Here is a 25,747-nt window from a genome sequence, read left to right on the forward strand (position 1 = left end):
ATGCGATTAAAGTCGAAATAAAATCAGTCAGATATAGTTTATTTTTAATCTAAAAACAATAGGGGAGAGGCTTAATGTTTTTGATCCCTAAAGAATGGGAATTTGTTGAGCCAGATGGGGATTTATGCAAGCATTTGAGCCACGAACTCAATATACCAAGCATAGTTGCCCAAATATTAATCAATAGAGGAATAAAAACAATTGCAGAAGCACAAAAACTTTTTTATCCTGCTTTTACAGACTTAACAACTCCCGATCAGCTACCGGATATGCAAAAAGCTGTTAAAAGAATAAATACTGCAATAAAACAAAGAAAAAGAATTATAGTCTATGGGGACTACGATGTAGACGGAATTACCAGTACAGCCTTAATGGTTACTACTTTACATAGCTTGGGGGGAAATGTTGATTATTATATTCCAAATCGCCTAAAGGAAGGATACGGATTAAATACAACTGCTTTACAAAAAATTAAGAATGCAAAAGCTGATTTAGTTATAACAGTGGATTGCGGAATAACTTCAATTGATGAAGTGGATTTTGCTAAAAAAATTGGTTTAGATATTATAATAACTGATCACCACGAGCCAGGCTCTGAAATACCTTCAGCTTTTGCAGTAATAAATCCGAAGCTAAGCAATGTGGACTCTATTCAGCATTTAGCGGGAGTAGGTGTTGCATTTAAATTATCCCAAGCACTTTACATGTCTGTAGATTTATCGCCAAATGTTAATTCAGATTGTTTTGCTGAGAGTATTTTGGATCTTGCAACTTTAGGTACCATAGCAGATTTAGTACCTTTAACTGGTGATAATAGAATTATAGTAAAATATGGTTTACCTCTTTTATCTTCGTCTAAAAGGCCGGGGTTAAGGGCTTTGATTGAAGTAGTTGGTTTGATAGGAAAAAAAATAACTACAAATCAGGTAGCATTTAATTTAGCTCCTAAACTCAATGCTGCGGGGCGCTTAGGAAGTGCAGAACCAGCTCTTGAACTATTACTTACGGAATCGGAGCAAAGAGCCAAAGAACTAGCAGTAAAACTAAATCGAAAAAATGAAGAAAGACAGTTAATAGAGTCCCAAATTTATAATGAAGCATGTTCTAAAATTGAAGAGGAAGTTGATTTTTCTAAACATAAAGTTATTGTTTTAGCATCTCCTTTTTGGCATCAAGGTATTATTGGTATAGTTGCTTCAAAAATTGTTGAGCGTTTTTACAGGCCTGTTATTTTATTAAGTATTGAAGGTGATAAAGCTAGGGGCTCCGGCCGGAGTATTAAGGGTTTTGACCTTTATAATGCGCTTAAATTCTGCGAAGATTTTTTGTTAAAATATGGTGGTCATAACCAAGCAGCTGGCATGTCTTTGATGGTTAGGGATATAAGGGCTTTTACAAATGCAATTAATAAGTATGCAGAAGAAAAAATTACAGAGGAAATGCTTCAACCAATTTTAAAAATAGATAGTTCAATAAGCTTAGAAGATATTGATTATGGGTTATTTGAACACCTGGAAAAACTAGCGCCATTTGGCTTTGGCAATCCTGAACCTGTATTATGTTGTAGTCAGGTGCAACTTGGAAACTGGAAAAGAGTAGGGAAAAACAATAATCATTTAAAAACTAAAGTTTTTCAAAATAACAAGGAATTTGATGCTATTGGGTTTAATCTTGCAGCTAAAATAAACAACTTTGATTCCCATATTAAAATGTCAACAGATATTGCCTTCGTCTTAGAACAAAACGAATGGAATGGGAATATAAATTTACAGTTAAATTTAAAAGATTTAGAGATAATTAACAATAATTGTGGATTTTATTCAATATTAGGGAGAAATTATCAAAATCTACTTGATAGATTGCTTAAAAGTATGCAAAATAGTGATTTTTTTATTATAAAAACGCCTCTAAGGAGAATGAACACGGGGTATTATGATTTCTTTGAAAGCTTTTTGCAAAATAAGGGTCTTCTTACTATGAGTATTGATAGTAGGCATTTTAGTTTAGAACATGACTATTCAAAATATAAGGTTATCTTTATGACTAATGTTTTCTGGCAAAAATATGGGGCTTATTTTTACAACTCAAATTCAAGGATTATTGATCTAAATGATATATTAGAGTGTGATCTTAAGGCAGCAAATGTTATTGATAGTAGGGGCATAAATAAATTAACAATGTTGGAAAAACTATTTTTAACAGGGCGTAGTCTGATAGTTTATCTTAATTATAAAAAGAATGCGCTGGAATTAGAAAATTATTTTACACAAAGATACCCTAGTTTTAAGGGACAAGTAAAAGTACTATTTAAAATAGATGAAGGCACGGATCTAAATTTACTGGATAATAATTTTAAACTAATAATAACTAACCAATTCTTGGATTTTTGTCATTGGTCTCAGAAGTGGGATAAGGTGATATATGAACCGCCATTTAGTCCGGATGAACTAAAATTTAGAGTTGCTCATAGTGAAAACATGAATGTATATTTATTATGGAATGAGCAGGATTTAAAAGTAAATGATGATATGTTGAAAATTATGTTTCCGAATAAGTTGTTTTTAGAAGGGCTTATGAATAGAATTTATGGATTTTCGCCCCATCAGAGGATAGATTATAAAGAGCTGATGGGAGATTTAAATTTAGCTGCAGAAAGCGCTTCCATAAATAAGCTTAAAATAGGTTTGGATATACTTAGGGAACTAAAAGTAGTATACTTTAAAAATGGGGCATTTTTTTTAAATACACATGACTCCAAAGTAGATCTTGAAAATTCTGCTTGCTTTAAAGAAGGACAATTAGAACTAAGTGCTCAACTACAATTTAAAAAATTTGTATCTATTGCTGATTTTGAAAGTGAGGTAGGGTAATGGATTTAGCAGCCAAGGTAAGGGTAATACCTGATTTTCCGAAAAAAGGGATTAGTTTTAAGGATATCACGACATTATTAAGAGATGGTGAAGCTTTTAAATATGCTATTGATAAGCTTGCAGATAAATGTAAAGAAAAAAGAATAGATTTAATCGTTGGTCCCGAAGCTAGGGGATTTATGATAGGAGCTCCTTTAGCTTATGCTTTAGGGGTAGGATTTATTCCTATCCGTAAGCCAGGTAAATTGCCGGGAGAAACTTTGTATGGAGAATATGAATTAGAGTATGGGACTGATAGACTAGAAATGCATATTGACGCTATAAAGCATGGTCATAATGTTTTAATTGTTGATGACTTACTAGCTACAGGAGGCACTATCTCAACTACTTTGAAACTAATTGAAAAATCTGGTGGGAAAGTAGTTGGTGCTGCATTTTTAATTGAACTAACAGAGCTTAAAGGTCGAAGCCTTTTAGAAGGTTACGATGTAATTTCTTTAATACAGTATCCATATTAATAATATTATTAGGTTTGTGTCTAAAAGCAGATTTTTTAAGAGGTGAAATTATGACCTTGGAGGATTTAGAAAACGAGGTATTATCTTATTACCCGTCTGTAAACATTAATTTAATAAGAAAAGCCTTTTATTATGCTTCCAAGGCACATGAAGGCCAAAAGCGTAAATCTGGCGAGGCATATATTATTCACCCCTTAGCAGTAGCTATTATCTTAGCTCAGCTTCATTTAGATGTGTCTACAATTATAGCTGGTCTTCTACATGATGTGGTAGAGGATACAAATGCTACCCTTGCAGAAATATCTGATACTTTTGGGCCAGAGATTGCTATGCTAGTCGATGGTGTGACTAAGTTGTCGAGAATAGAATATAAATCTAAAGAAGAGCAGCAAGTAGAAAGTTTACGCAAAATGTTTTTAGCTATGGCTAAAGATATTAGAGTGATTCTTATTAAATTGGCTGACCGTTTGCATAATATGCGGACATTAAAACATCAGGCAGAAGCAAAACAAAAAGAAATAGCTGAAGAAACACTGGAGATATTTGCTCCTTTGGCTCATCGATTAGGTATATTTAGGCTTAAATGGGAGCTGGAAGACTTAGCTTTACGTTATTTAGCCCCGGAAAAATATTATGAGCTTGTTCAAAATATATCAATGAAGCGCCAGGAAAGAGAAGCCTACATTAATCAGGTAATTAAAATACTTGAAGATAAACTTAAAGTAATGGGAATTAAGGTTGATATTCAAGGACGCCCTAAACATTTTTATAGTATCTATAATAAAATGGTAAAACAAGGTAAGGAACTTAGTGAAATATACGATTTGATTGCCGTTAGAGTAATTGTTGATAATGTGAAAGATTGTTATGGTGTCCTAGGAATTGTGCATACACTTTGGAAGCCAATCCCTGGCAGGTTTAAAGATTACATTGCAATGCCAAAGCCAAACATGTATCAGTCCCTGCATACAACTGTCATTGGGCCTATGGGTGAACCTTTTGAAGTTCAAATTCGTACTTGGGAAATGCATCGAACATCTGAGTATGGAATTGCAGCTCACTGGAGATATAAGGAAGGTAAAACAGGCGATAAGGATTTTGATCAAAAACTTTCTTGGCTTAGACAACTTTTAGAGTGGCAAAGAGATTTGGGAGATGCTAGGGAATTTGTTGATACATTAAAAACAGACCTTTTTTCAGATAGAGTATATGTGTTCACTCCCAAGGGAGATGTTGTAGAGTTGCCTGCCGGGTCAATACCAATTGATTTTGCTTATCGGGTACACACTGCTGTAGGCCATAATTGTGTAGGTGCTAAAATCAATGGAAGGATAGTGCCCTTAGATTATCAGCTGAAAACTGGAGATATTATTGAAATATTAACCTCAAAAAGTAGTCGGCCAAGCAGAGACTGGCTTAAGCTAGTTCAAACTTCTCAAGCTAAAAATCGTATTCGCCAATGGTTTAAAAAAGAAAATAGAGAGGAAAATATTGCTAAGGGACGTGAATTATTAGAGAAAGAAGCAAAAAAACAAGGTTTAGATGTGGAACTGTTAAAGCAAAGCAATTTACAAGAAGTTGCAAAGAAGTTTAATTTAAACATAGATGATTTATATGCTTCTTTATGTGATACCGGTGGTCCTACATCCTTACAAGTTATTACTAAATTAAAAGAACTATCGTTAAATAAAAGCGAAAAAGAAAAGGGACAAGAGCAATTAGCAATTGCAGTAAAGGATTGGCAAGGATACAGTAAACCTTCTCAAGGGATAAGGGTTAAGGGCGTAGAAAATATTATGGTTCGTTTATCAAAGTGTTGTAATCCTTTACCTGGTGATCCTATTTTTGGTTATATTACTAGAGGCAGAGGTGTATCCATTCACCGCCAAGATTGCCCTAATATTGTACACCATCAAGAAAATGAACATGAGCGAATTATTGAGGTTGCCTGGGATACGGAAACAGAAGCAGTATACCAAGTACAAATAGAGGCCGTAGCTATTGATCGCCCGAGATTAACTATGGATATAATTGCCACAATCGCAGATACTAAAACAAAAATCAACGCCGTTAATGCTAGATCCACAAAGAATAATTTAGCTACAATTAATTTAAAAATTCAAATCAGGAGTTTGGATCATCTTTATTTCATAATGGATAAGGTGAAAAAAGTAGCAGATGTTCTAGAAGTAAAAAGGATTACACCTCATAGCCAATAGGGGGTTGATAATATGCGCGCTGTAATTCAAAGGGTTACTAAAGGAAAGGTAAGTGTACAAGACGAAATCGTTGGTCAAATTGGGAAAGGATATGTTATTCTCCTGGGAATAGAAAGTTCAGATTCAGTTGATGATGTAGTGTATTTAACTAATAAGGTTGTTAATTTACGTATTTTTTCGGATCAGGAAGGTAAAATGAATCTATCCATACGCGATGTTCAAGGTGAAATACTGGTCATTTCCCAATTTACTCTTCTTGGCGATTGTAGGAAAGGTCGCAGACCCAGCTTCGGACAAGCAGCTCCGCCTCAGATGGCAGACGAATTATATCGGCATTTTGTACAATCTTTGAAAAGCGAAAGCTTAAAAGTTGAGACAGGTTGTTTTCAAACGGATATGTTAGTGGAAATATATAATGATGGACCTGTTACAATGCTTTTGGATAGCAAAAAGGTATTTTGATTTTTAAAATTGACGGGAGGGTTATAATTGTTTTTTAAATCTATTAAGGTTGGGCCCATCGCGACCAATTGTTACATACTTGGCTGTCAGGTTACCAAGGAAGCAGCAGTAATAGATCCTGGTTTTGACAGCGATGTTATCTTACAATGCATAGATGAAGAAGATTTGCACGTGAAGTATATAATTAATACTCATGGTCATGCCGATCACGTAGGTGCTAATGCAGAAATAAAGAAAGTTACAGGAGCTGAAATTTTAATTTACGAGGATGACCGAAGTTTTTTGCTTGATCCCAGCAAGAATCTTTCCATATATATGGGAATGGAAATTACAGGCCCCCCTGCGGACAAAATACTGCAAGAGGGAGATATCATTAATATAGGAAAAACTATTAATTTAGAAGTATTGCACACACCTGGTCATACCCCTGGAGGTATAAGTCTTAAAGGAGATACCTTTATTATGACAGGAGATACCCTTTTTGCTGGTTCTATTGGAAGAACAGATTTGCCTGGTGGTTCTTATGAGAGCCTCTTGGAAGGAATTAAGAATAAACTTTTGCCACTGAAGGAAGATTATATTATTTACCCTGGTCATGGTCAAAGCACAACTTTACAGAAAGAAAGAACCAGCAATCAATTTATATTTGATTTACTATAATTTTATTTAGTTTAGGGGGTAGAAAATGCTTACCACACGTCCTAGAGGAACAAATGATATTTTACCTGGTGATGTTGAGCATTGGCGTTACCTAGAAAGTGTTGTCCATAATTTATGCAGTATGTATAACTATCATGAAATTAGAACTCCAATATTTGAGCATACGGAGCTTTTTGCTCGGGGAGTTGGAAATACAACTGATATTGTAGAAAAAGAGATGTATAGTTTTCAGGATCGTGGAGAAAGGAATATTACTTTAAGACCGGAAGGAACTGCTCCAACTGTGAGGGCATTTTTAGAAAATAAAATTTATTCCGGCCCACAACCAACTAAATTCTATTACATGGGTCCAATGTTTCGTTATGGACGTCCTCAAGCCGGTAGATTTAGACAATTCCACCAATTTGGTGTGGAAGTTCTTGGCTCTCAGGATCCTAGTCTAGATGCAGAAGTTATTGCTTTAGCTATGGATTATTACAAACGTTTAGAATTAAAAGGTTTGGAGTTACATATAAATAGCGTTGGCTGTCCAGAATGTAGATCTGTACATAAAGAAAAGTTAAAAGAATTTTTACAACCAAACATTGATCTTTTATGCTCTACATGTCGACAGCGCTATGAAAAAAATCCATTAAGAATTTTTGACTGTAAAAGCGAAGACTGTCAAAAATTAATTGACAAAGCCCCGACTATTACAGATTGCTTATGCGAAGACTGTTCTGAGCATTTTTTTAAGCTGCAAAGTTATTTAAAAGCATTAAATATAGATTTTATTCTAGACTCAAGGTTGGTTAGGGGGCTGGATTATTATACTAAAACTGCCTTTGAAGTAATGGTACAAGGAATTGGAGCCCAAAGTTCCATTGGAGGCGGTGGTAGGTATGATCATTTAGTAGAAATATGTGGCGGTTCGCCTACTCCGGGGATTGGTTTTGCTGTTGGTTTAGAAAGAATACTACTTACTATGGAACAGCAAGGATTACTAAACCATTCTGTTAAAAAGAAAGGTACTTTTATTGCAACAACAGCTTCAGGTCAAGAAATTGTGGCAGTGAAATTATTGCACCAATTAAGAAATTTAGGTATTAGTGCTGAAAAAGATTACTTAGGGCGCAGTTTAAAAGCACAATTAAAATATGCTTATAAGTTAGACTATGAATTTGTTCTTATCTTGGGCGAAGAAGAGCTTACAAGAGGTTGTGTAGTGCTTAAAACAATGGAAACAGGTCAGCAAAAGGAAATCAAGTTGGAAAATGTAAGTACTTATATAGTGAATGTTAATGGGGGAAACGAGAATGCTTAATAAAGTTGAACCAATGAATGAAATAACTAGAACCCATCGATGTGGTCAATTAAATCTAAAAAATATAAATGAAGAAGTTGTGATAATGGGTTGGGTCCATAAGCGTCGTGATCATGGTGGCCTGATTTTTATAGATTTAAGAGACCGTTATGGAGTTGTACAAGTAGTTGTAAATCCGGAATTATCTATCGAAGCTTTTAAAAAGGCAGAAGAAGTTCGCAGCGAGTATGTATTGGCCGTTCGTGGAAAAGTATTTTCTCGGCCGGAAGGAACAATTAATCAAAACTTAGTTACTGGTGAGATAGAAATATATGCTGAAGAACTTAGAATTTTAAATAGGGCTAAAACACCTCCCTTTAGTATTGAGGAAAATATTGAAGTTGATGAATTAGTTCGCTTACGTTATCGGTATCTAGACTTACGCCGCACAGATATGCAAGAGGCTCTTAAGCTAAGACATAAAACAACCAAGGCAATGCGCGATTTCCTAGATCAAAATGATTTTTTAGAAATTGAAACTCCAATGTTAACCAAGAGCTCTCCTGAAGGTGCACGGGATTATTTGGTTCCCAGTAGGGTACATCCTGGAGAATTTTTCGCATTACCTCAATCGCCACAATTATTCAAGCAAATTTTAATGGTTGCAGGAATGGATCGCTATTTTCAAATTGTACGTTGCTTTCGCGACGAAGATTTACGGGCTGACAGACAGCCTGAGTTTACTCAATTAGACATGGAAATGTCTTTTATGCATCGGGATCAGATTTTAGAACTGGTTGAGAAAATGATAGGATACATTTTTGAAAAAGCTTTAGGAATAAAAGTACCAGAGTCCTTTCCGAGAATAGGTTATAAAGAGGCTATGGATAGGTTTGGTTCGGACAAACCAGATTTAAGATTCGGTTTAGAATTAAATGATGTATCAACAATTGTTGCACAATCTGGATTTAAGGTTTTTAGTGATGCCATTGCTTCTGGTGGGCAAGTAAAGGGAATAAATGCTAAAGGGTGTGCTCATTACTCCAGGAGAGATATAGATGAACTGATGAAGTTAACTGCAGTATATGGAGCGAAAGGTTTAGCTTGGATAGAATTAACTTCTGAGGGGCTTAAATCTCCAATAGCAAAATTCTTTACGGATGAGGAATTAGAAAAAATAATAGCTCAGATGGAAGCTGAAACAGGAGATTTGTTACTATTTGTAGCAGACACACCTGCTATTGTAGCAGATGCTCTCGGACATTTACGCTTAGAGTTTGGTAAGCGTTTGAATTTAATAGATAATACAGAATTTAATTTATGTTGGTTAGTTGACTTCCCACTTTTGGAGTGGGATGCTGAAGAGAAAAGATATGTTGCTATTCATCATCCGTTTACGGCTCCAGTTATGGAAGATTTACCACTTTTAGATTCTGAACCTGCAAAGGTGAGAGCCCAAGCATATGATTTAATACTAAACGGAGTAGAATTAGGTGGGGGAAGTATTAGGATCCATAGGAGAGATATTCAGGAAAAAATGTTTAGTTTAATTGGGCTAAGCCCAGAAGAAGCTAATGATAAATTTGGTTACCTTCTAGAAGCCTTTGAATATGGGACTCCACCTCACGGAGGAATTGCATTCGGGCTAGATAGAATGATAATGTTAATGAGCGGCAAAGATACTATAAGGGATGTTATTGCTTTTCCTAAAACACAAAGTGCTACCGATTTAATGACTAAGGCACCATCGGCTGTAGCTGACAAACAGCTGAAAGAATTACATATTAAACTTAATGTTCTAGGTAAAAAAGTAGTTTTATAGCCATAGGCGGATGTATTATGCAAAATGAATTTTCCAGAACAGAATTACTCATAGGTCAGGCCGGATTACAGTCAAATATAAACCGTCAACTTCATGCACTTCATTCTACAATAGGGAGACCTAAGGTAGAAGTTATGAAGGAGCGTTTACTAGATATTAATCCTGAACTTGAAATTGATGCTATTCGCGCTTTTTATAGTTCTGAAAACAGAGAAGAACTAATAACCGCGGATTTAGATTATGTTGTAGATGCTATAGATACGGTACCGGTAAAGTAGATTTAATTTCATATTGTCTAGACAAAAAAATACCTGTAGTAGCTAGTATGGGAGCGGGGAATAGGTTAGATCCCACATCCTTTATAGTGGCTGATATTTCAGAAACAAAGACTTGTCCTTTAGCAAAAGTTGTGCGAAAAGAATTAAGAAAAAGGGGAATTGAAAAAGGAGTTACAGTAGTCTATTCACCTCAGCCTGCTTTAAAATATAAACATGCATCCGAAGAAACCTTTACTAAAGATGAACATATTAGTTCAGTTCAGGGTAGGACAGTACCTGGAAGTATTTCTTTTGTACCTTCTGTGGTAGGTTTGCACCTAGCTAGCATAGTGGTTAATCATCTCCTTAGTAAGTAATATAAATTATGATAAAGTTACGGCGGTTATTTATAACCGTCGTTTGTTCTAATATGTTTCTCCTAAAGGAGGTAGAGTTTATTGAATTTATTTGATTTAGCCAGTCAGGAAAAACAAAAGAAAAGCGCTCCGTTAGCTGTAAGGATGCGTCCAAAAAGTTTAGAAGAGTATATAGGTCAAAAACATATTGTTGGACCTGGCAAATTACTGCGCCGAGCAATATTAGCTGATCAACTTTCCTCACTAATTTTTTATGGGCCTCCCGGAACTGGAAAAACAGCCTTGGCGCAAGTCATAGCTGAAAATACCAAAGGTGACTTTATAAGATTAAATGCAGTAACTGCTGGAGCCAGTGATTTAAAAAATATTATTCAGACTGCCAAAGATAATTTGACATTATACGCTAAAAAAACAATAGTATTTATTGATGAAATTCATCGCTTTAACAAAGCTCAACAGGATATTTTACTACCCTATGTGGAAGATGGAACAATTGTCTTAATTGGAGCAACAACTGAAAACCCTTATTTTGAAGTAAATTCTGCCCTTTTATCAAGATCTAAAATCTTTAAATTATTTCCACTGGAGCCAGATGAAATCAAAGCAATTATTAGTACTGCGTTAAAAGACAAAGAGCGTGGCTTAGGTAATTTGCCAGTTAAAATAACTGCAGATGCTATGGAGCATTTTGTTCATACTTCCGGTGGAGATGCTAGAAAAGCATTGAATGCCATTGAACTAGCGGTATTAACTTCTGTGCCAAATAAGGAAGGTATTATTGAGATAGATTTAGAAGTAGCTGAGGAGTCAATTCAAGAAAAGGCAATCCTCTACGATAAGAACGGTGATCAACACTACGACGTAGTTTCAGCTTTTATTAAGAGTATGCGTGGTTCAGATCCCAATGCAAGCTTGCATTGGCTAGCAAGGATGCTTGCAGCAGGAGAAGATCCCCGCTTTATTGCCAGACGTATGATTATCTTAGCAGCCGAAGATATAGGTTTGGCCGATCCTCAAGCACTGGCAATTGCTATAAATGCTGCTCAAGCTCTAGATTATATTGGTTTACCTGAAGCTAGAATTCCCTTGGCAGAGGCATGTATTTACTTAGCTTGTGCTCCTAAAAGTAATTCGGTTTATGTTGCTATAGATAAAGCATTAAATGATGTAAAAAAAAACATTGGGAGCGTGCCACTACATTTAAAAGATGGGCACTACCCAGGGGCAAAGTCTCTGAACTATGGAGCAAAATATTTGTACCCTCATGACTATCCCGGCAACCATGTTAAACAAGAGTACTTACCAGATAAATTAGCAGGAATAGAATATTATTATCCTAGTGATAATGGTAAGGAGCAAAAAATAAAAAGTTATTTACTGGAAATAAAGGAGAAAAACAATGAAAAATAAGGGCAATTAGCAACTATTTAACATTAAATTAGTTGCCAATAAAAATAAACTAAAATACCAGTAAATCTATGATAATTATTGTATATACCAATAATTGTGCTATAATAACAACAAGAATATTTTTAGTTTAGGTAAGGAGGGATAAAGATTAATTTTGTCTAGTTTGGACAAAATAGACAATGAAATCTATATAAAGAAATGTTTTTAAGCATTGCTACTTATTGTTTTATAAATTTTAAGTAATATTATTTTATTTAAGAAGGAGTTTTTGGGATGCGTAAAGTATATCTTGATCATAGTGCTACTACGCCTGTCAGACCAGAGGTAGCTGAAATAGTTAATACATATTTAACAACACATTTTGGTAACCCTTCAAGTATTCATAGTTTCGGTAGAGAAGCTAAAAAAGCTGTTGACATTGCCAGAGAACAAGTAGCCACTTTTTTAGGTGCTAAAACTGACGAAATATTTTTTACAAGTGGGGGAACGGAAGCTGACAACTGGGCTATTGTAGGGTCAGCTTATGCAAATAAAGAAAAAGGGAAACATCTTATTACTTCTTCCATAGAGCATCATGCTGTACTTGATACTTTTAAATCTTTAGAAAAACAAGGTTTTAATGTAACTTATCTTCCTGTAAACAACGAGGGCTTAGTGCAAATTGAAGATTTTAAGGCCGCTTTAACAGAAGACACTATTTTGGTTAGCATTATGCACGTAAATAATGAAGTAGGTACAATACAGCCTATTGCTGAAATAGGTAACATAACAAGAGAAAGAGGAATAATTTTCCATACAGATGCAGTTCAAAGTGTTGGTAAAATTCCCGTAGATGTGAACCAACTGAAGGTAGATTTATTATCGGCATCAAGTCATAAAATCTATGGTCCTAAAGGTATAGGCTGCCTTTATATAAGGAAAGGTGTGCAACTTAATCCTTTACTTTTTGGTGGCGGACAGGAAAGAAAGAGGCGCCCTGGTACAGAAAATGTTCCTGGAATTGCAGGCTTCGGCAAGGCTTGTGAATTAGCACGTGTTGAATTAGGCGATGAAATGAGTAAGCTGACTTCTTTAAGAGATAAACTGATTGAGGGTATTATGCAAAAAATACCCGACATCCAATTAAATGGAAGTAAAAAAGATCGAATACCCAATAATGTGAACATAAGCGTAAAGCATATAGAAGGTGAATCACTTCTTCTAAGCTTGGATATGCAAGGAATTGCTGCTTCCAGTGGTTCAGCTTGTACATCGGGCTCTTTGGATCCATCTCATGTTCTTTTAGCTATGGGTATTCCTCACGAAATTGCTCATGGCTCCTTACGGATGACTTTAGGAAGAGAAAATACTGAAGAAGATATTAATTATGTCTTAGACGTTTTGCCTTCTATAGTAGAACGTTTAAGAGCCATGTCTCCTTTATATCAAGCAAACTCAAGTGAAAGCAAGGGGGAATAGATCATGTATACAGAAAAGGTAATGGATCATTTTACTAATCCAAGAAATGTTGGTGAATTAGAAAATCCTAGCGGGTCTGGGCAGGTAGGTAATCCTGTTTGCGGAGATATTATGAAAATTACGATTGAAGTAGATAATGACATTATTACTGATGTAAAATTCAAGACCTTTGGCTGTGGGGCAGCAATTGCTACCAGCAGTATGGTTACTGAAATGGTTAAAGGTAAAACGATTGATGAGGCATTAAAAATTACCAATCAGCAAGTGGCTGAAGCCTTAGGTGGGTTGCCGCCTGTAAAAATGCACTGCTCAAATTTGGCTGCGGACGCATTGCATGAAGCAATAAAAGACTATAAAAATAAAAATAAAAATAAATAAAGGGTTGTTATTATTATAGGGGTTGAAATCTAAATGCAAAAAAAACGAAAAGTATTAATGGCCATGAGCGGAGGGGTTGATAGTTCGGTAGCGGCAGCTCTATTGTTACGTGCTGGTTATGAAGTAGTAGGTGTTACAATGCAGCTTTGGACCTCAGATGAACAGGCTATCTCATCTGAAACTGCCTGTTGTTCCCTAAGTGCTGTTGAGGATGCTCGTAGAGTTGCCCAAAAACTTGGTATTCCCTATTATGTCCTTAATTTTAAAGGTTTATTTCAGGAGAAAGTTATAGACTACTTTATTGACGAATACCTTTTGGGTAAAACACCAAATCCTTGTATAGCATGTAACAAATATGTAAAATTTGATGCACTTTTGACCAAAGCAAGGGCCCTTGAACTAGATTACGTAGCTACAGGTCATTATGCTAAAGTTTTTTTTGATGAGAGCAAGCAGCGTTATATGATTGCTAAAGCTAAAGATAAGAATAAGGACCAGACTTATGTCTTATATAATCTAACTCAAGATCAGTTACAACATACTTTAATGCCCTTAGGCAATTACACTAAACCGGAAATACGTCAGATTGCAGCTGAACTAGGTTTTAGCGTAGCAAATAAGCCTGAAAGCCAGGAAATTTGTTTTGTTAGTGATAATAATTACCGCCGCTTTATCAAAGAAAATTCAGCGGAAGAAATTAAACCGGGATTTTTTTATGATACAAAAGGAAATGTTTTGGGGCAACATCAAGGGATACCTTTTTATACAATTGGGCAACGTAAGGGTCTAGGAATAGCCCTAGGTTATCCAGTATATGTTATTGATATTGTACCTGAAAAAAACGCTATTATCTTAGGTAAATTAGAAGAGTTAGAAGGTAATAGACTAATCTCCGAAAATAACAACTTTATTCTTTTCGATCAATTAAGGGATACTATGCAGGTAACAGCTAAAGTAAGATATAAAGCTGAAGAGGTTAAGGCAACTATCTCACCCGGCGAAAATGAAGGTCAAGTAGAAGTAATACTTCATGAACCACAATTTGCTATTACACCCGGACAAGCAGTGGTTTTTTATAATAATGAATTGGTTGTCGGTGGTGGTACGATTAAAAAAAAGCTTGGCTAATGTGCGCACAATTTGTGCGCTTTTTTATTTTTAGGTATTATTTTTTAGTCAAGTGTCAATAATACCTGATAGACTTCAGACCCTTTTAAGCACTGGGGGTAATAAATTGTACAAAGGAAGAGAAGTTTTAGGCTTGCCCGTAATTAGAAAAGCAAATGGTGAAAATTTAGGAAAAATAAGTGATCTTTTTTGTAGTAAAGATCTAAATTATGTTAAAGCTCTACAAGTATTGGCAAATAATGATAAGGATGTAAAAGTGTGTCAGTTGCAAATGGTATTGAGTCTCGGAAGAGATGCAATTATTATAAATTCCAATGAGTTAGAAAATGTTGAAGTAGGGGATGATTTTGGAAGTAGTTGGCAAAAAATTAAAGGTACTAAAGTTATTTGTGGCAAAGGTAATGAACTTGGCTGCGTTGAAGATATTGTTTTTGAATTCCCAAGTGGCCAAATAACAGCATTAGAAGTGTCAGAAGGGTTTATTGGAGATATAATTTCCGGAAGACATATTGTAAGTCAGGAAGCAATTCAAACAACAGGTAATAATACCATTATTGTAGATTTTTAAGGAGGAAGAAAAGATGTTATGTCCTTTATGTGGCAGTCGAGAAGTTGGTAAAATTGGACCAGATCAGTTTTACTGCTGGAACTGTTGTGTAGAATATGACGATAGGAATCAGGTTTTCGAATTGGCTGAGGATGGTAGTATTGAATCGTCATACAAGCTGGAGTAGTCGGATTTGAAACTTAAAATTGATAAAAAGATCCTTAGACGTTTATTAATGCTTTTCTTTTTATTTATTGTCTTTGTTTTTCTTTACGCAGTACGAAATATATTATTCCCTTTTGTTTTAGCAATTGTACTTGCTTATATTCTAAATCCCTTAGTAGAAAAATTGGAAAAGCATAATATTAAACGTCTTTATGGTATAACAATTGTATATATTGTGGTTTTTGGAGTGCTATTTTTAGCTTGTTTTTATGGTTTTCCAGTTATTTTAAAACAGCTTACAGCGTTTGTTGAAAAGATTCCCTTATACACTAATGAGATACAAAACAGGTTACAAAATTTTTACCATTTGTATCAAAGATTTACTATTCCCTATAGCTTACGTGAAAGCATTGATCACAACATACTATGGTTTCAGAATTTGCTTATCACTAGCCTGAGTAATCTAGTTAGTAGTATTTTTAGCTTATTTTCAGAAATATTTAGTTTTATTGTTGCTCCAATCTTAACTTTTTATCTTTTAAAAGATAAAGAAGAAATATGCCGTTTGATTGTCCAAAATTTGCCTTTAAATAAACGCTCTGAAATTTTGTCCATATGGTCTGAAATTGATTTAGCACTATTAAAATTTATTCAAGGCAATCTCTTAGTGGCATTGATAGTTGGAATTGCTACTTCAATTGGTTTAACTATTGTAGGAATGGATTTTCCTTTACTATTCGGAATTATTTCGGGAATTACAAACATTATTCCTTATTTTGGTCCAATTATAGGTGCTATACCTGCTGTTTCCTTAGCGCTATTAAAATCGCAGTCTTTAGCATTGTATGTGATTTTAGTAATGCTAATTGTGCAACAGTTGGAAAGTAATTTTATTTCCCCTAAAATTTTAGGGAATAGTATAGGGGTACATCCTTTGTTAGTTATTTTTGTTCTTTTAGCTGGAGGTCAGTTATGGGGGATAGCAGGAATGTTGGTGGCAGTCCCACTAACAGCCATTTTAAAAATCATTATACGTTACTTATTTTTAAAACTTATTGTTTAATTGACAAAGGTTTAAAACTTTATGTATAATGTAGAAAATTCTAATATTTTAACAAGATATCCCTCGTCTTCGACTGAAGGAGTTAAGACGAGGTTTTTTGGCGTATATTCCAAAAATTAAAGAAGGAGCAATAATAATGCAAGGTAGTGATTTGAGAAAGAAATTTTTACAATTTTTTGAGAGTAAAGGTCATACGGTTGTTCCTAGTTCATCTTTAATACCACATAACGACCCTACATTACTGTTTACCAATGCTGGAATGGTTCAATTTAAAGATGTTTTTTTAGGTCTAGATAAACGGCCATATAGCAGAGCTACAACAGCTCAAAAATGTGTTCGCGCAGGAGGAAAACATAACGACTTAGATACTGTTGGCAGAACAGCTCGTCATCATACCTTCTTTGAAATGATGGGTAATTTTTCTTTTGGAGATTACTTTAAAGATGATGCAATTCATTTTGCATGGGAATTTCTAACGAAAGTTATTCAACTGCCAAAAGAAAAACTTTGGATTACTATTTATCTTGATGATGATGAGGCATATAAAATTTGGCATGAAAAAGTTGGTGTACCTACTGAGCGAATTATTCGCTTAGGAGAAAAAGATAATTTTTGGTCAATGGGTGATACTGGACCCTGTGGGCCTTGCAGTGAAATTTTATATGATCGTGGCGAAGATTTTCGCTGTACAGAAAAGGAATGTGGCATTGGTAAATGTGATTGCGATCGTTGGCTAGAAATATGGAATTTAGTATTTATGCAATATGATCGCGATGAAAATGGAAAACTAACACCACTTCCTAAACCAAGCATTGACACAGGCATGGGTTTAGAACGAGTAAGTTCCATTTTACAGGGCGTAAATAGTAATTATGATACGGATTTGATTAAACCGCTAATTCAAGAAGTTGAGAATATCACCGGCCTTACATATAATCAGGATGATCGCGGCTTTCCCTTCCGAGTTATTGCTGATCACGCAAAATCTTGTACATTTTTAATTTTAGATGGAGTCCTTCCTAGTAATGAAGGACGTGGTTATGTGTTGCGTAGAATTTTAAGAAGAGCTGTACGTTTTGGAAAAGTTCTAGGAATTGAACGCCCTTTCCTTTTTGAACTAGTACCAATCGTTCGCAAGATAATGGAAGATGCTTATCCAGAAATAAAAACTAATGAAGATCATATCAAAAAGGTAATTCAAAGAGAAGAAGAGCGGTTTAGGGAAACTCTTAATGATGGTTTAAAAGTAGTAAATGAATTAATAAGAAAATTAAAAAATGAGAATACCAAGATTATTAAAGGCAAGGAAGCTTTTACATTATATGATACTTATGGCTTTCCATTAGATCTAATGGAAGATATTGCTGAAGAATATGGCTTAGTGGTTGATAAAGATGGATTCAATAGTGCTATGGAAGAGCAGCGAAACAGAGCAAGAGAGGCAAGAGATGATTCAAAGGCATGGAATTTTGCTATATCTTTAACTAACAGTTTAAATGATATTAGTCCAACCAGATTTGTTGGATATGAGCATTTGGTAGCGGAAGCAAGTATACTAGCTTTAGTTCATGAAAAAGGGAAAAAGAACAAAGCAGATGCAGGACTGGAATTATACCTAGTTACAGATACGACTCCTTGTTATGCTGAAAGCGGTGGACAAGTAGGAGATAAAGGGATTGTTAAAGGTTTAAATGGTTGGGGTAGTATTTTGGATACACAAAAATTGCCTGATGGTAAGTATATTCATTCGATGAAAATTGAAGAAGGATTTTTTAAAGTCGGGGATCAAGTATCAATTACAGTTGATGAAGAACGTAGGTTAGCAATTAAAAGGAATCACTCCGCAACTCATTTATTACATAAAGCTCTAAAAGAAGTTTTGGGGGAACATGTCAACCAGGCTGGTTCCTTAGTTTTACCAGAAAGGCTACGCTTTGATTTTACTCATTTTACTGCCTTAGATGAAAAAGAAATTTTCGCAGTTGAACGTAAAGTAAATGAGCAAATACTAGCAAGTCTACCGATTACTGTTTTGGAAACATCTTTTGACGAAGCAACAGAACTTGGTGCAACGGCTCTTTTTGGTGAAAAGTATGGCGATCGTGTGCGTGTAGTAAAAATGGGCGATTATAGCATGGAATTATGTGGAGGAACCCATTTAGAAAACACTAGTAGTGCGTGCATTTTTAAAATTCTAAGTGAAAGTGGTGTAGGGACAGGCTTTCGAAGAATTGAAGCAGCCACGGGCTTAGCAGCTTTAGAATATTTAAATGATAAAGAAAAAAGACTGGAACAACTAGCTGAAGTTTTAAAAACGCCTGTTAATCAAGTTGCTCAAAGGGTAGAAACAGTGCTTAAAGAAATGCGGGAAAAAGAACGTGAAATAGAAAAACTTAGCGCAAAGCTTGCATTGTATCAAACTGACCATTTGCTAAGCCAAGTGCAAAAAATTGCTGATATATCTGTTTTAGCCGCCGAAGTTCAGGTTTCAGATATGGAAGGACTGCGGAATATGGCCGACCTATTAAAGGACAAATTAGGTTCAGGGGTTATTATTTTGGGAACAAAGATTGAAGACAAAGTTAATTTCGTGGCTGCTGTAACTAAAGACCTAGTACCTAAAGGTATACATGCTGGTAAAATTATCAAAGAAGTAGCCAAGGTTGCAGGAGGAAGCGGTGGTGGAAGGCCTGATATGGCGCAAGCAGGGGGTAAAGATGCAGCTAAGCTAAAAGAAGCTTTAGGTTTTTGTAATGAAATAATTAGTAAAATGTATAACATAAAACAGTATTAAAAATTATCATTTTAATTAAAGGATAATAGTTATTTAATAGCGAAGTATAAATTAAGTTTGTTCAATGGGGGTGTGGATATGACCCAGGATAATCTTGAGCATACCGTGATGTTTAAGGTTGAAAAAGAAGAGGTTCCTAAAGCTAAAGAAGTTTTATTGCTGGTCTATGAGGCATTGCAGAAGAAGGGTTATAATCCTATTAATCAGCTAGTGGGATACTTATTGTCTGGAGACCCTGCTTATATTACTAGCCATAATAATGCTCGTAATTTAATCCGGCGTTTAGAGCGGGATGAATTAATGGAGGAACTACTTATGAGCTACCTGGGTCAGAAGTAGCCAGGTATGAAAAAAAGCCTATATCCTTTACCAGGATATGGGCTTTTATAGTGGTGCGCCCGGCATGGGCGCTTGAGAAGAAGGACAAGAATGTGTTTTGGAAGCAGGCGAATAGCCAATAGCCCAATCCTTGCAAGAACACTCACTAATGAATACCTGAGAAAAATAGGTTTAAAGTCAATAAGTGAAAAATATTCATTAGTGCATTAATTCTATTGAACCGCCGTATACCGAACGGTACGTACGGTGGTGGTGTGCTGTGAAAGTTGCAGCAGAGATGAAGAAAGGCCCTTCGATGAGGATTGTACAGGCAAACTCATCAAACAACCCTAATGCTGCTGTGGTAAAGAGCTATGGTAGTGAGCGATTAGGGAAACGGCTTAAACAAAAATAGTCATGTGAATCGAGAGATTCACGTACGGTTCTGTGAGAGCCTTTGGGTGAAACTCCCAAGGGCTACTCGACTGAGAGACGCTGAATAAAATAATTACTCAGCTCCTAATCGATTTAATAAAGGTGAAAGTATGCTATATTCTCAGATGGGGAATACTGGGTTAGTAGAGTAGGTGAAAAAATGCGAATTCTTGGATTAGATGTTGGTGACAAGAAAATTGGTGTGGCTTTAAGTGATCCTTTAGGCTTGACAGCCCAAGGAATTGACACAGTTAAATGCACGGGAGAAATAAAAAAAGATATCGAATATATTCTTAAAATAATTAATTTAAATGAGGTTGAACAGATAGTTGTTGGCTTACCTAAAAATATGAATGGTTCTATAGGTCCTCAGGCTAAGAAAGTAATTGATTTTGCTGAAGCATTAGGTGAAAAAAGTAATTTACCAATTATTTTCTGGGATGAAAGGTTAACTACTGTAGCAGCAGAAAAAACTCTCCTTGCTGCAGACGTTTCACGTAAAAAAAGAAAATTGGTTATTGATAAAATTGCTGCTACTGTAATTTTACAGAGTTATTTAGATAATAAAAATTAGCCTAACTGGTTATACTTGTAATAATTACCTTTACAAAAAATATTAAATCAGTTATTATTAGCCTATTAAAAGAGAGAAAGGTGTGTTTTTAATGGTTGACGAAAAGCACCATGATTGTGGTTGCGAAGAAGATTGTGAGTGTGAGGATATTATTGTTTTACAGGACGAAGAAGGCAATGACCATGAATTCAGCATTGTTGACGTGTTGGAAATGGATGAAAATAAATACGCTATTCTTATGCCGGCTAGTGAAAACGACGAATCAGATGAGGCTATTATATTAAAAATAGCGGCAGATGAAAATGGCGATGAATTTTTAGCTGAAATTGAAAATGATGATGAATGGGAGTCTGTAGCTCGTGCCTGGGAAGAAATGATTGATGAGGAAGAATTTTAAAAGTCGCAAAAATTGCGGCTTTTATTTTTAGTTTGACCGGCATGTTTGCTGAGCCGATGGGCTGAAAGAAACCCTATCGCCTAACCGGCAGGAAGATAACTCGTAAGCAAGGGCGTCACTGGCAACTGTGGGGTCTGAAGGAAGCCGAAGGGGGAAATTGGAACATAGCGCAAGCAAACCGAGGTTGGCTAGTCAGGCGGGTAATCTTGCAAAAAGTGGGAAAGCCCAAAAGCCGGATAACCTGATTAGTTAGGACGGATGCGTTCAAGTTCAGGTAAGCAAACCTAACGGGGAAGCCCGGGACTATCTTAACTGCCGGAGTATTAAAAGACGGAGTATACACAGGGACAGAAGTCGGGAGCCCCGGGGCGGCGTTATTTCACCCCTGTTAACTAATATCTACTTGGATAGATTTAACCAAAAGAAGAAACAGCAGGAAATACGGATAATACGCTATGCCGGTGACATTTTGGTATTTGCAAAGACGCATAGAGAAGCCCGAAAATATCAAGACATTGCTGCCAAAATACTGAAAACGAACTCAAACTAACCGTTAACAAAGACAAAACCCACCATACAGAAGTAAGTAAGGATGTATCCTATCCGGGCTTCATTATCCACAGGAAAATAGTCGCAGTCCACCCTAAGAAAATAAAGAGACTTAAGGAAAAGATAAGGCAATTGACACCACGGAACTTACTCAATTTAAGCTTAAATATCTTATGTATCTTTCCCTCCGGTTTGAATAAAAATAGTTATGTGAAAAAGAGGAGGGAAAACATTGAAACGCTGGATTCTAGCTATTTTAATGTTTCTAGGTACATTAATTCTAGTTAATCTGTTTATCCCTAAAATAATCTATAAAAACTATACTTATCCCGGACTACGTTTAGAAGGTTACAATATTGGCAAAAAGCCTTCAGCCCAATTAAATGAAGAAATCGAAAAAATTGCAAAACAGATTAGCCAATACAAAGTTGAGGTTAAATATAAAAACTATCTGAAAAAATTTTCCTATACTGAATTAGGTATTAATCCTGATATTGAGGAAACAAGAAAAAGGGTAATGAATTATGGTAGAGAAAAATATTTTTGGCAAAGATGGGCTTCCTATTACAAATTATTTTCAAAAAGTTCAGACCTTAAAATTGTATTAAAATTGGACAAGAACAAGGTTAATAGTTCGTTGAATAATTTTCTTACTCCATTTATAGTAAAACCAATTGATGCTCAATTTGTTTTAAACGATAAGGATCAACTTACTATACAGTCTGCTATTTGGGGTGACGAAGGGAACATAAATGCTGTAATAAAAAACATTGAGCAAACAATTGTATATTCTCAAGGTCAACGCAATACTTCCTTAATTATCCCAGAAATTAAAAAAAGGCCAAAATTGTTAACTGAAGATTTGGCAAATATGCATATTGACATGAAGCTTTCGGAAACTATAACTTATTTTGATCCACAAAAAAAAGAACGAGCTAATAATATTAAAGTAGCTGCAGGAAAATTAGATAATGTATTAATACCATCAGGCAAGTATTTCTCTTTTAACGAATCTGTGGGGCCAAGAACAAAGGAAGCAGGTTACCAAGAAGCATTAGTAATAGTTGAAAATGAATTTGAAAATGGCTTAGGAGGCGGGGTATGTCAAGTTTCCTCAACTCTTTATAATGCCGTATTAAGAGCCAATTTCCCTATAATAGAAAGAAGGCGTCATAGTTTACCAATAAAATATGTTTCTTTAGGTTTAGACGCAACAGTAAACTATGGTACTATAGATTTTAAATTTTTAAATAATACAGCTAACTACATTTTAATTAAGACAAAAGTGGTTGAAAATGCCTTAGTGGTTAAAATTTTTGGCCATGTTACGAATAAACCCAATGTTCAGATTGTTAGGTCTGAGAAAATAATTAGTCCTAGTATACAAACAATTAAGGACCCTAACTTACCATTAGGTAAGGCAGTTTTAGTCGAAAGTGGAAAAGATGGGTATATCGTAGAAGTGTACCGAATTATAAAAGATGATATGAAAAATATTATAACAAAAGAATTTATTTCTAAAGATATATATCAACCAAAAAACCGAATTGTTCGTATTGGATCTAAAGTAAGCACAAGTATGATGGTAAAACCTAACGTAAGAATCAATACCCGATAAATCCCCAAAAAATTAGATCAAAAAGAAGCTTTATAAGCTCCTATTGTTAATATCTGTACTAGAGGTTATAATTTAAGAGCAGAAAAAAATCAAATAGGAGCATTATATGGGCAAAAAAGTTGTAAAAGGCAGAATTATGTTTTATGTTTTTTCTATAATGTTGTTTATTTTTATAATTTTTAATTCTTTAGGCCCCGCAGCAAAATATCATAAGGAAATATTGGTACATATTCCAAAAGGTAGTTCTACATTAGAAATTGCTATCCTTTTAGAAAAAAAACAAGTGATTAAAAGTAATATTGCCTTTGTTGCTTATTATAAAATTTTTGGCAAAGACAAAAAGCTTAAAGCTGGTTATTATATGTTAGATAGCCGAAGTTCGACTCCTCAAATTATTGATAAACTTAATAGTGGAGATATTAGCGTAATCAACGTTACAATTCCAGAGGGATATAATGTTAAACAAATTTCAGATGTTTTTTCTGCCAAGGGAATTATTAACAAAAGTAAATTTCTAACTTTAGCTAAAAATGGAGATTTCAAATACCCGTTTTTGCCTACAAAGAATAATAAAAATTCTTATCGTTTGGAAGGTTTTTTATTTCCCGATACATATCAGATTAAAGTAGGTAGTACGGAAAAAGAGATAATTGAAATGATGCTAGACAGATTTGCTGAGGTATTTACTAAAAAAGATCAAGAAAAAGCTGCAAGAATGAATTTGTCAAGTGTAAAAATAATAACTTTAGCATCTATAATTGAAAAGGAAGCTAAGCTTGCAGTTGACCGGCCTGTTATTTCAAGTGTTTTTCATAATAGATTAAATAAAGGAATGCGCTTAGAATCTTGTGCTACGATTCAGTACTTATTAGGAAAGCCCAAAACTAAACTTTCTTATGATGACCTAAAAATAGTTTCTCCTTATAACACTTATTTACATAAAGGTTTGCCTCCAGGCCCAATTGCTTCACCTGGCAAGGCAGCTATTAGAGCTGCTTTATACCCAGCAAGAACAGATTATTTATATTTTTTGGCTAAAAGTAATGGTGCACATGTATTTAGTAAAACATTAGAAGAGCATGTACTTGCGAAGGAAAAGTATATAAAATAGTATTAATACAGCCAATTTGTCATTATAATGACAAATTGCTATTTTAAAATCTTCAATATAAGTAAAAATTTTATCTTTAGCACTTACCTAATTAAGGGGGGGTTTTTTGACTAAAAAAGTAGAATTATTAGCCCCGGCAGGAAATCTTGAAAAGTTAAAAATAGCATTGTTGTATGGAGCTGATGCTGTTTATTTAGGTGGACAGCAATTTGGGTTACGCGCGTCAGCCGGCAATTTCAGTCTAGATGAGTTGGAGAAGGGTATAAAAATAGCTCATAATTTAAACAAAAAAGTTTATGTGACAATAAATATTTATGCACATAACGATGATTTAACTCAATTATCTGGATATTTGACTGAATTGCAACACCTTAGCATAGATGGCTTACTTATCTCCGATCCTGGTGTTTTTTTACTGGCTAAGGAGTTTGCTCCTCAATTTAAGATACATATTAGCACACAGGCCAATACAACTAATTGGGTCAGCTGCAAGTTTTGGCAAGATTTAGGTGCTGAACGTATTGTTTTAGCTAGGGAATTAAGTCTAGCTGAAATTAGTGAAATACATGCTCGGGTACCAATAACATTAGAAGCTTTTGTTCATGGGGCCATGTGTATGGCCTATTCTGGTAGATGTATGTTAAGCAGCTTTTTAGCAGAGCGTAGTGCAAATAGAGGCGAGTGTACTCATCCTTGTCGTTGGAAATATCATTTAGTTGAGGAAAAAAGGCCAGGCGAATATATGTCTATTGAAGAGGATGAACATGGCTCATATATTTTAAATTCAAAGGATTTATGTATGATTGAACACTTGCCTCTTTTAATTAAGGCTGGCGTTAGCAGCTTAAAAATTGAAGGCAGAATGAAAAGTATTCATTATGTTGCAACTGTAGTTAAAGCCTATAGACAAGCTATTGATGCCTATTATAAGGGATTTCCTTTTGACATGTCTTGGCTTGAAGAATTAGAAAAGGTTAGTGAGCGCGAGTATACAACTGGTTTTTATTTTAGTAAACCTGGAAAGGAAGATCATAATTATATTAGCACCAAAACAAGTAAGAATTACGAATTTGTTGGTATGGTTTTAAATTGCGAAAATGATAAAGATTTAGTATTAGTTGAACAGCGTAATAAATTTTCTTTAGGAGATGATATAGAAGTTTTTGGGCCAAATACTAGTCCTAAAAGCTTTGTAGTAACTGAAATGTACGATGAAGATGGTAATGCAATTGCGACAGCACCTCATCCCAAACAAAAGTTATATATAAAAATAAAATTTCCAATAGAAAAATTTTCTCTACTTAGAAGGAAAAAATAATATTATGACTAATAATT

23 protein-coding genes and 1 pseudogene are annotated in these 25,747 nt (G+C 34.9%); all 24 read left to right on the top strand.

Translation table 11 applies throughout. The features are described 5' to 3' along the window. Window positions 1–74: 74 nt before the first annotated feature. A complete protein-coding gene (gene recJ, locus RDV78_05815; GenBank protein MDS1030011.1) occupies window positions 75–2,870 on the top strand; it encodes a single-stranded-DNA-specific exonuclease RecJ in 2,796 nt (931 codons plus the stop codon). After that, window positions 2,870–3,388, top strand: a complete 519-nt coding sequence (locus RDV78_05820; GenBank protein MDS1030012.1) for an adenine phosphoribosyltransferase — start codon at window positions 2,870–2,872, stop codon at window positions 3,386–3,388. The genes recJ and RDV78_05820 overlap by 1 nt, the downstream gene beginning before the upstream one ends. 50 nt (window positions 3,389–3,438) lie before the next feature. Further along, on the top strand, window positions 3,439–5,607 hold the full coding sequence (locus RDV78_05825; GenBank protein MDS1030013.1) for a bifunctional (p)ppGpp synthetase/guanosine-3',5'-bis(diphosphate) 3'-pyrophosphohydrolase: 2,169 nt from the start codon (window positions 3,439–3,441) through the stop codon (window positions 5,605–5,607). Between the two features lie 12 nt (window positions 5,608–5,619). Beyond that, window positions 5,620–6,069: a D-aminoacyl-tRNA deacylase gene (dtd, locus tag RDV78_05830; protein MDS1030014.1), complete on the top strand. Its 450-nt coding sequence runs from the start codon at window positions 5,620–5,622 to the stop codon at window positions 6,067–6,069. 27 nt (window positions 6,070–6,096) lie between these two features. Beyond that, window positions 6,097–6,729 carry an MBL fold metallo-hydrolase gene (locus RDV78_05835; GenBank protein MDS1030015.1) on the top strand — a complete coding sequence of 211 codons (633 nt, stop codon included), beginning with the start codon at window positions 6,097–6,099 and terminating at the stop codon, window positions 6,727–6,729. Window positions 6,730–6,754: 25 nt separating this feature from the next. Then, window positions 6,755–8,032 carry a histidine--tRNA ligase gene (gene hisS, locus RDV78_05840; GenBank protein ID MDS1030016.1) on the top strand — a complete coding sequence of 426 codons (1,278 nt, stop codon included), beginning with the start codon at window positions 6,755–6,757 and terminating at the stop codon, window positions 8,030–8,032. Further along, window positions 8,025–9,833: an aspartate--tRNA ligase gene (aspS, locus tag RDV78_05845; GenBank protein ID MDS1030017.1), complete on the top strand. Its 1,809-nt coding sequence runs from the start codon at window positions 8,025–8,027 to the stop codon at window positions 9,831–9,833. The genes hisS and aspS overlap by 8 nt, the downstream gene beginning before the upstream one ends. 17 nt (window positions 9,834–9,850) lie before the next feature. Then, window positions 9,851–10,467 (top strand): annotated as a pseudogene (locus RDV78_05850) (tRNA threonylcarbamoyladenosine dehydratase). A gap of 81 nt (window positions 10,468–10,548) precedes the next feature. After that, window positions 10,549–11,877 (top strand): replication-associated recombination protein A, encoded by a 1,329-nt coding sequence (locus tag RDV78_05855; GenBank protein MDS1030018.1) that lies wholly within the window; start codon window positions 10,549–10,551, stop codon window positions 11,875–11,877. 273 nt (window positions 11,878–12,150) lie between these two features. Further along, window positions 12,151–13,335 (top strand): cysteine desulfurase NifS, encoded by a 1,185-nt coding sequence (gene nifS, locus RDV78_05860; protein ID MDS1030019.1) that lies wholly within the window; start codon window positions 12,151–12,153, stop codon window positions 13,333–13,335. A gap of 3 nt (window positions 13,336–13,338) precedes the next feature. After that, entirely contained in the window at window positions 13,339–13,713 is a 375-nt protein-coding gene (nifU, locus tag RDV78_05865) for a Fe-S cluster assembly scaffold protein NifU (GenBank protein MDS1030020.1), read from the top strand. Between the two features lie 33 nt (window positions 13,714–13,746). Next, window positions 13,747–14,841 (top strand): tRNA 2-thiouridine(34) synthase MnmA, encoded by a 1,095-nt coding sequence (gene mnmA, locus RDV78_05870; protein ID MDS1030021.1) that lies wholly within the window; start codon window positions 13,747–13,749, stop codon window positions 14,839–14,841. 106 nt (window positions 14,842–14,947) lie between these two features. Further along, window positions 14,948–15,409, top strand: coding sequence for a PRC-barrel domain-containing protein (locus RDV78_05875; GenBank protein ID MDS1030022.1), 462 nt, complete (start codon window positions 14,948–14,950; stop codon window positions 15,407–15,409). A 13-nt stretch (window positions 15,410–15,422) separates the two neighbouring features. Then, window positions 15,423–15,575, top strand: a complete 153-nt coding sequence (locus tag RDV78_05880) for a hypothetical protein (protein ID MDS1030023.1) — start codon at window positions 15,423–15,425, stop codon at window positions 15,573–15,575. Between the two features lie 6 nt (window positions 15,576–15,581). Beyond that, window positions 15,582–16,616, top strand: coding sequence for an AI-2E family transporter (locus RDV78_05885; protein ID MDS1030024.1), 1,035 nt, complete (start codon window positions 15,582–15,584; stop codon window positions 16,614–16,616). A 136-nt stretch (window positions 16,617–16,752) separates the two neighbouring features. Beyond that, complete coding sequence (gene alaS / locus RDV78_05890) at window positions 16,753–19,410, top strand: alanine--tRNA ligase (GenBank protein ID MDS1030025.1); 2,658 nt, start codon at window positions 16,753–16,755, stop codon at window positions 19,408–19,410. A gap of 78 nt (window positions 19,411–19,488) precedes the next feature. Continuing rightward, window positions 19,489–19,749: an IreB family regulatory phosphoprotein gene (locus tag RDV78_05895; GenBank protein MDS1030026.1), complete on the top strand. Its 261-nt coding sequence runs from the start codon at window positions 19,489–19,491 to the stop codon at window positions 19,747–19,749. A 259-nt stretch (window positions 19,750–20,008) separates the two neighbouring features. After that, window positions 20,009–20,143: a hypothetical protein gene (locus RDV78_05900; protein MDS1030027.1), complete on the top strand. Its 135-nt coding sequence runs from the start codon at window positions 20,009–20,011 to the stop codon at window positions 20,141–20,143. Between the two features lie 180 nt (window positions 20,144–20,323). Then, window positions 20,324–20,737, top strand: a complete 414-nt coding sequence (gene ruvX / locus RDV78_05905) for a Holliday junction resolvase RuvX (protein ID MDS1030028.1) — start codon at window positions 20,324–20,326, stop codon at window positions 20,735–20,737. Window positions 20,738–20,828: 91 nt separating this feature from the next. Beyond that, window positions 20,829–21,134 carry a DUF1292 domain-containing protein gene (locus RDV78_05910; GenBank protein MDS1030029.1) on the top strand — a complete coding sequence of 102 codons (306 nt, stop codon included), beginning with the start codon at window positions 20,829–20,831 and terminating at the stop codon, window positions 21,132–21,134. A 403-nt stretch (window positions 21,135–21,537) separates the two neighbouring features. Continuing rightward, window positions 21,538–21,684 (top strand): hypothetical protein, encoded by a 147-nt coding sequence (locus RDV78_05915; GenBank protein MDS1030030.1) that lies wholly within the window; start codon window positions 21,538–21,540, stop codon window positions 21,682–21,684. A 231-nt stretch (window positions 21,685–21,915) separates the two neighbouring features. After that, window positions 21,916–23,301: a VanW family protein gene (locus RDV78_05920; protein ID MDS1030031.1), complete on the top strand. Its 1,386-nt coding sequence runs from the start codon at window positions 21,916–21,918 to the stop codon at window positions 23,299–23,301. Between the two features lie 136 nt (window positions 23,302–23,437). Beyond that, window positions 23,438–24,412, top strand: a complete 975-nt coding sequence (gene mltG / locus RDV78_05925) for an endolytic transglycosylase MltG (GenBank protein MDS1030032.1) — start codon at window positions 23,438–23,440, stop codon at window positions 24,410–24,412. Window positions 24,413–24,518: 106 nt separating this feature from the next. After that, window positions 24,519–25,730 (top strand): U32 family peptidase, encoded by a 1,212-nt coding sequence (locus RDV78_05930; GenBank protein MDS1030033.1) that lies wholly within the window; start codon window positions 24,519–24,521, stop codon window positions 25,728–25,730. The last annotated feature ends 17 nt before the right edge of the window (window positions 25,731–25,747 follow it).

It is taken from the genome of Bacillota bacterium LX-D, assembly GCA_031628995.1.
GTDB lineage: Bacteria > Bacillota > DUOV01 > DUOV01 > Zhaonellaceae > JAVLUO01.

Coding starts and splice junctions, on each gene's coding strand:
- alaS (MDS1030025.1), top strand. CDS start 16,753: ATGCAAGGTAGTGATTTGAGAAAGAAATTTTTACAATTTTTTGAGAGT.
- RDV78_05825 (MDS1030013.1), top strand. CDS start 3,439: ATGACCTTGGAGGATTTAGAAAACGAGGTATTATCTTATTACCCGTCT.
- RDV78_05895 (MDS1030026.1), top strand. CDS start 19,489: ATGACCCAGGATAATCTTGAGCATACCGTGATGTTTAAGGTTGAAAAA.
- hisS (MDS1030016.1), top strand. CDS start 6,755: ATGCTTACCACACGTCCTAGAGGAACAAATGATATTTTACCTGGTGAT.
- nifU (MDS1030020.1), top strand. CDS start 13,339: ATGTATACAGAAAAGGTAATGGATCATTTTACTAATCCAAGAAATGTT.
- mnmA (MDS1030021.1), top strand. CDS start 13,747: ATGCAAAAAAAACGAAAAGTATTAATGGCCATGAGCGGAGGGGTTGAT.
- RDV78_05880 (MDS1030023.1), top strand. CDS start 15,423: ATGTTATGTCCTTTATGTGGCAGTCGAGAAGTTGGTAAAATTGGACCA.
- aspS (MDS1030017.1), top strand. CDS start 8,025: ATGCTTAATAAAGTTGAACCAATGAATGAAATAACTAGAACCCATCGA.
- mltG (MDS1030032.1), top strand. CDS start 23,438: ATGTTTTATGTTTTTTCTATAATGTTGTTTATTTTTATAATTTTTAAT.
- RDV78_05820 (MDS1030012.1), top strand. CDS start 2,870: ATGGATTTAGCAGCCAAGGTAAGGGTAATACCTGATTTTCCGAAAAAA.
- nifS (MDS1030019.1), top strand. CDS start 12,151: ATGCGTAAAGTATATCTTGATCATAGTGCTACTACGCCTGTCAGACCA.
- dtd (MDS1030014.1), top strand. CDS start 5,620: ATGCGCGCTGTAATTCAAAGGGTTACTAAAGGAAAGGTAAGTGTACAA.
- RDV78_05910 (MDS1030029.1), top strand. CDS start 20,829: ATGGTTGACGAAAAGCACCATGATTGTGGTTGCGAAGAAGATTGTGAG.
- recJ (MDS1030011.1), top strand. CDS start 75: ATGTTTTTGATCCCTAAAGAATGGGAATTTGTTGAGCCAGATGGGGAT.
- ruvX (MDS1030028.1), top strand. CDS start 20,324: ATGCGAATTCTTGGATTAGATGTTGGTGACAAGAAAATTGGTGTGGCT.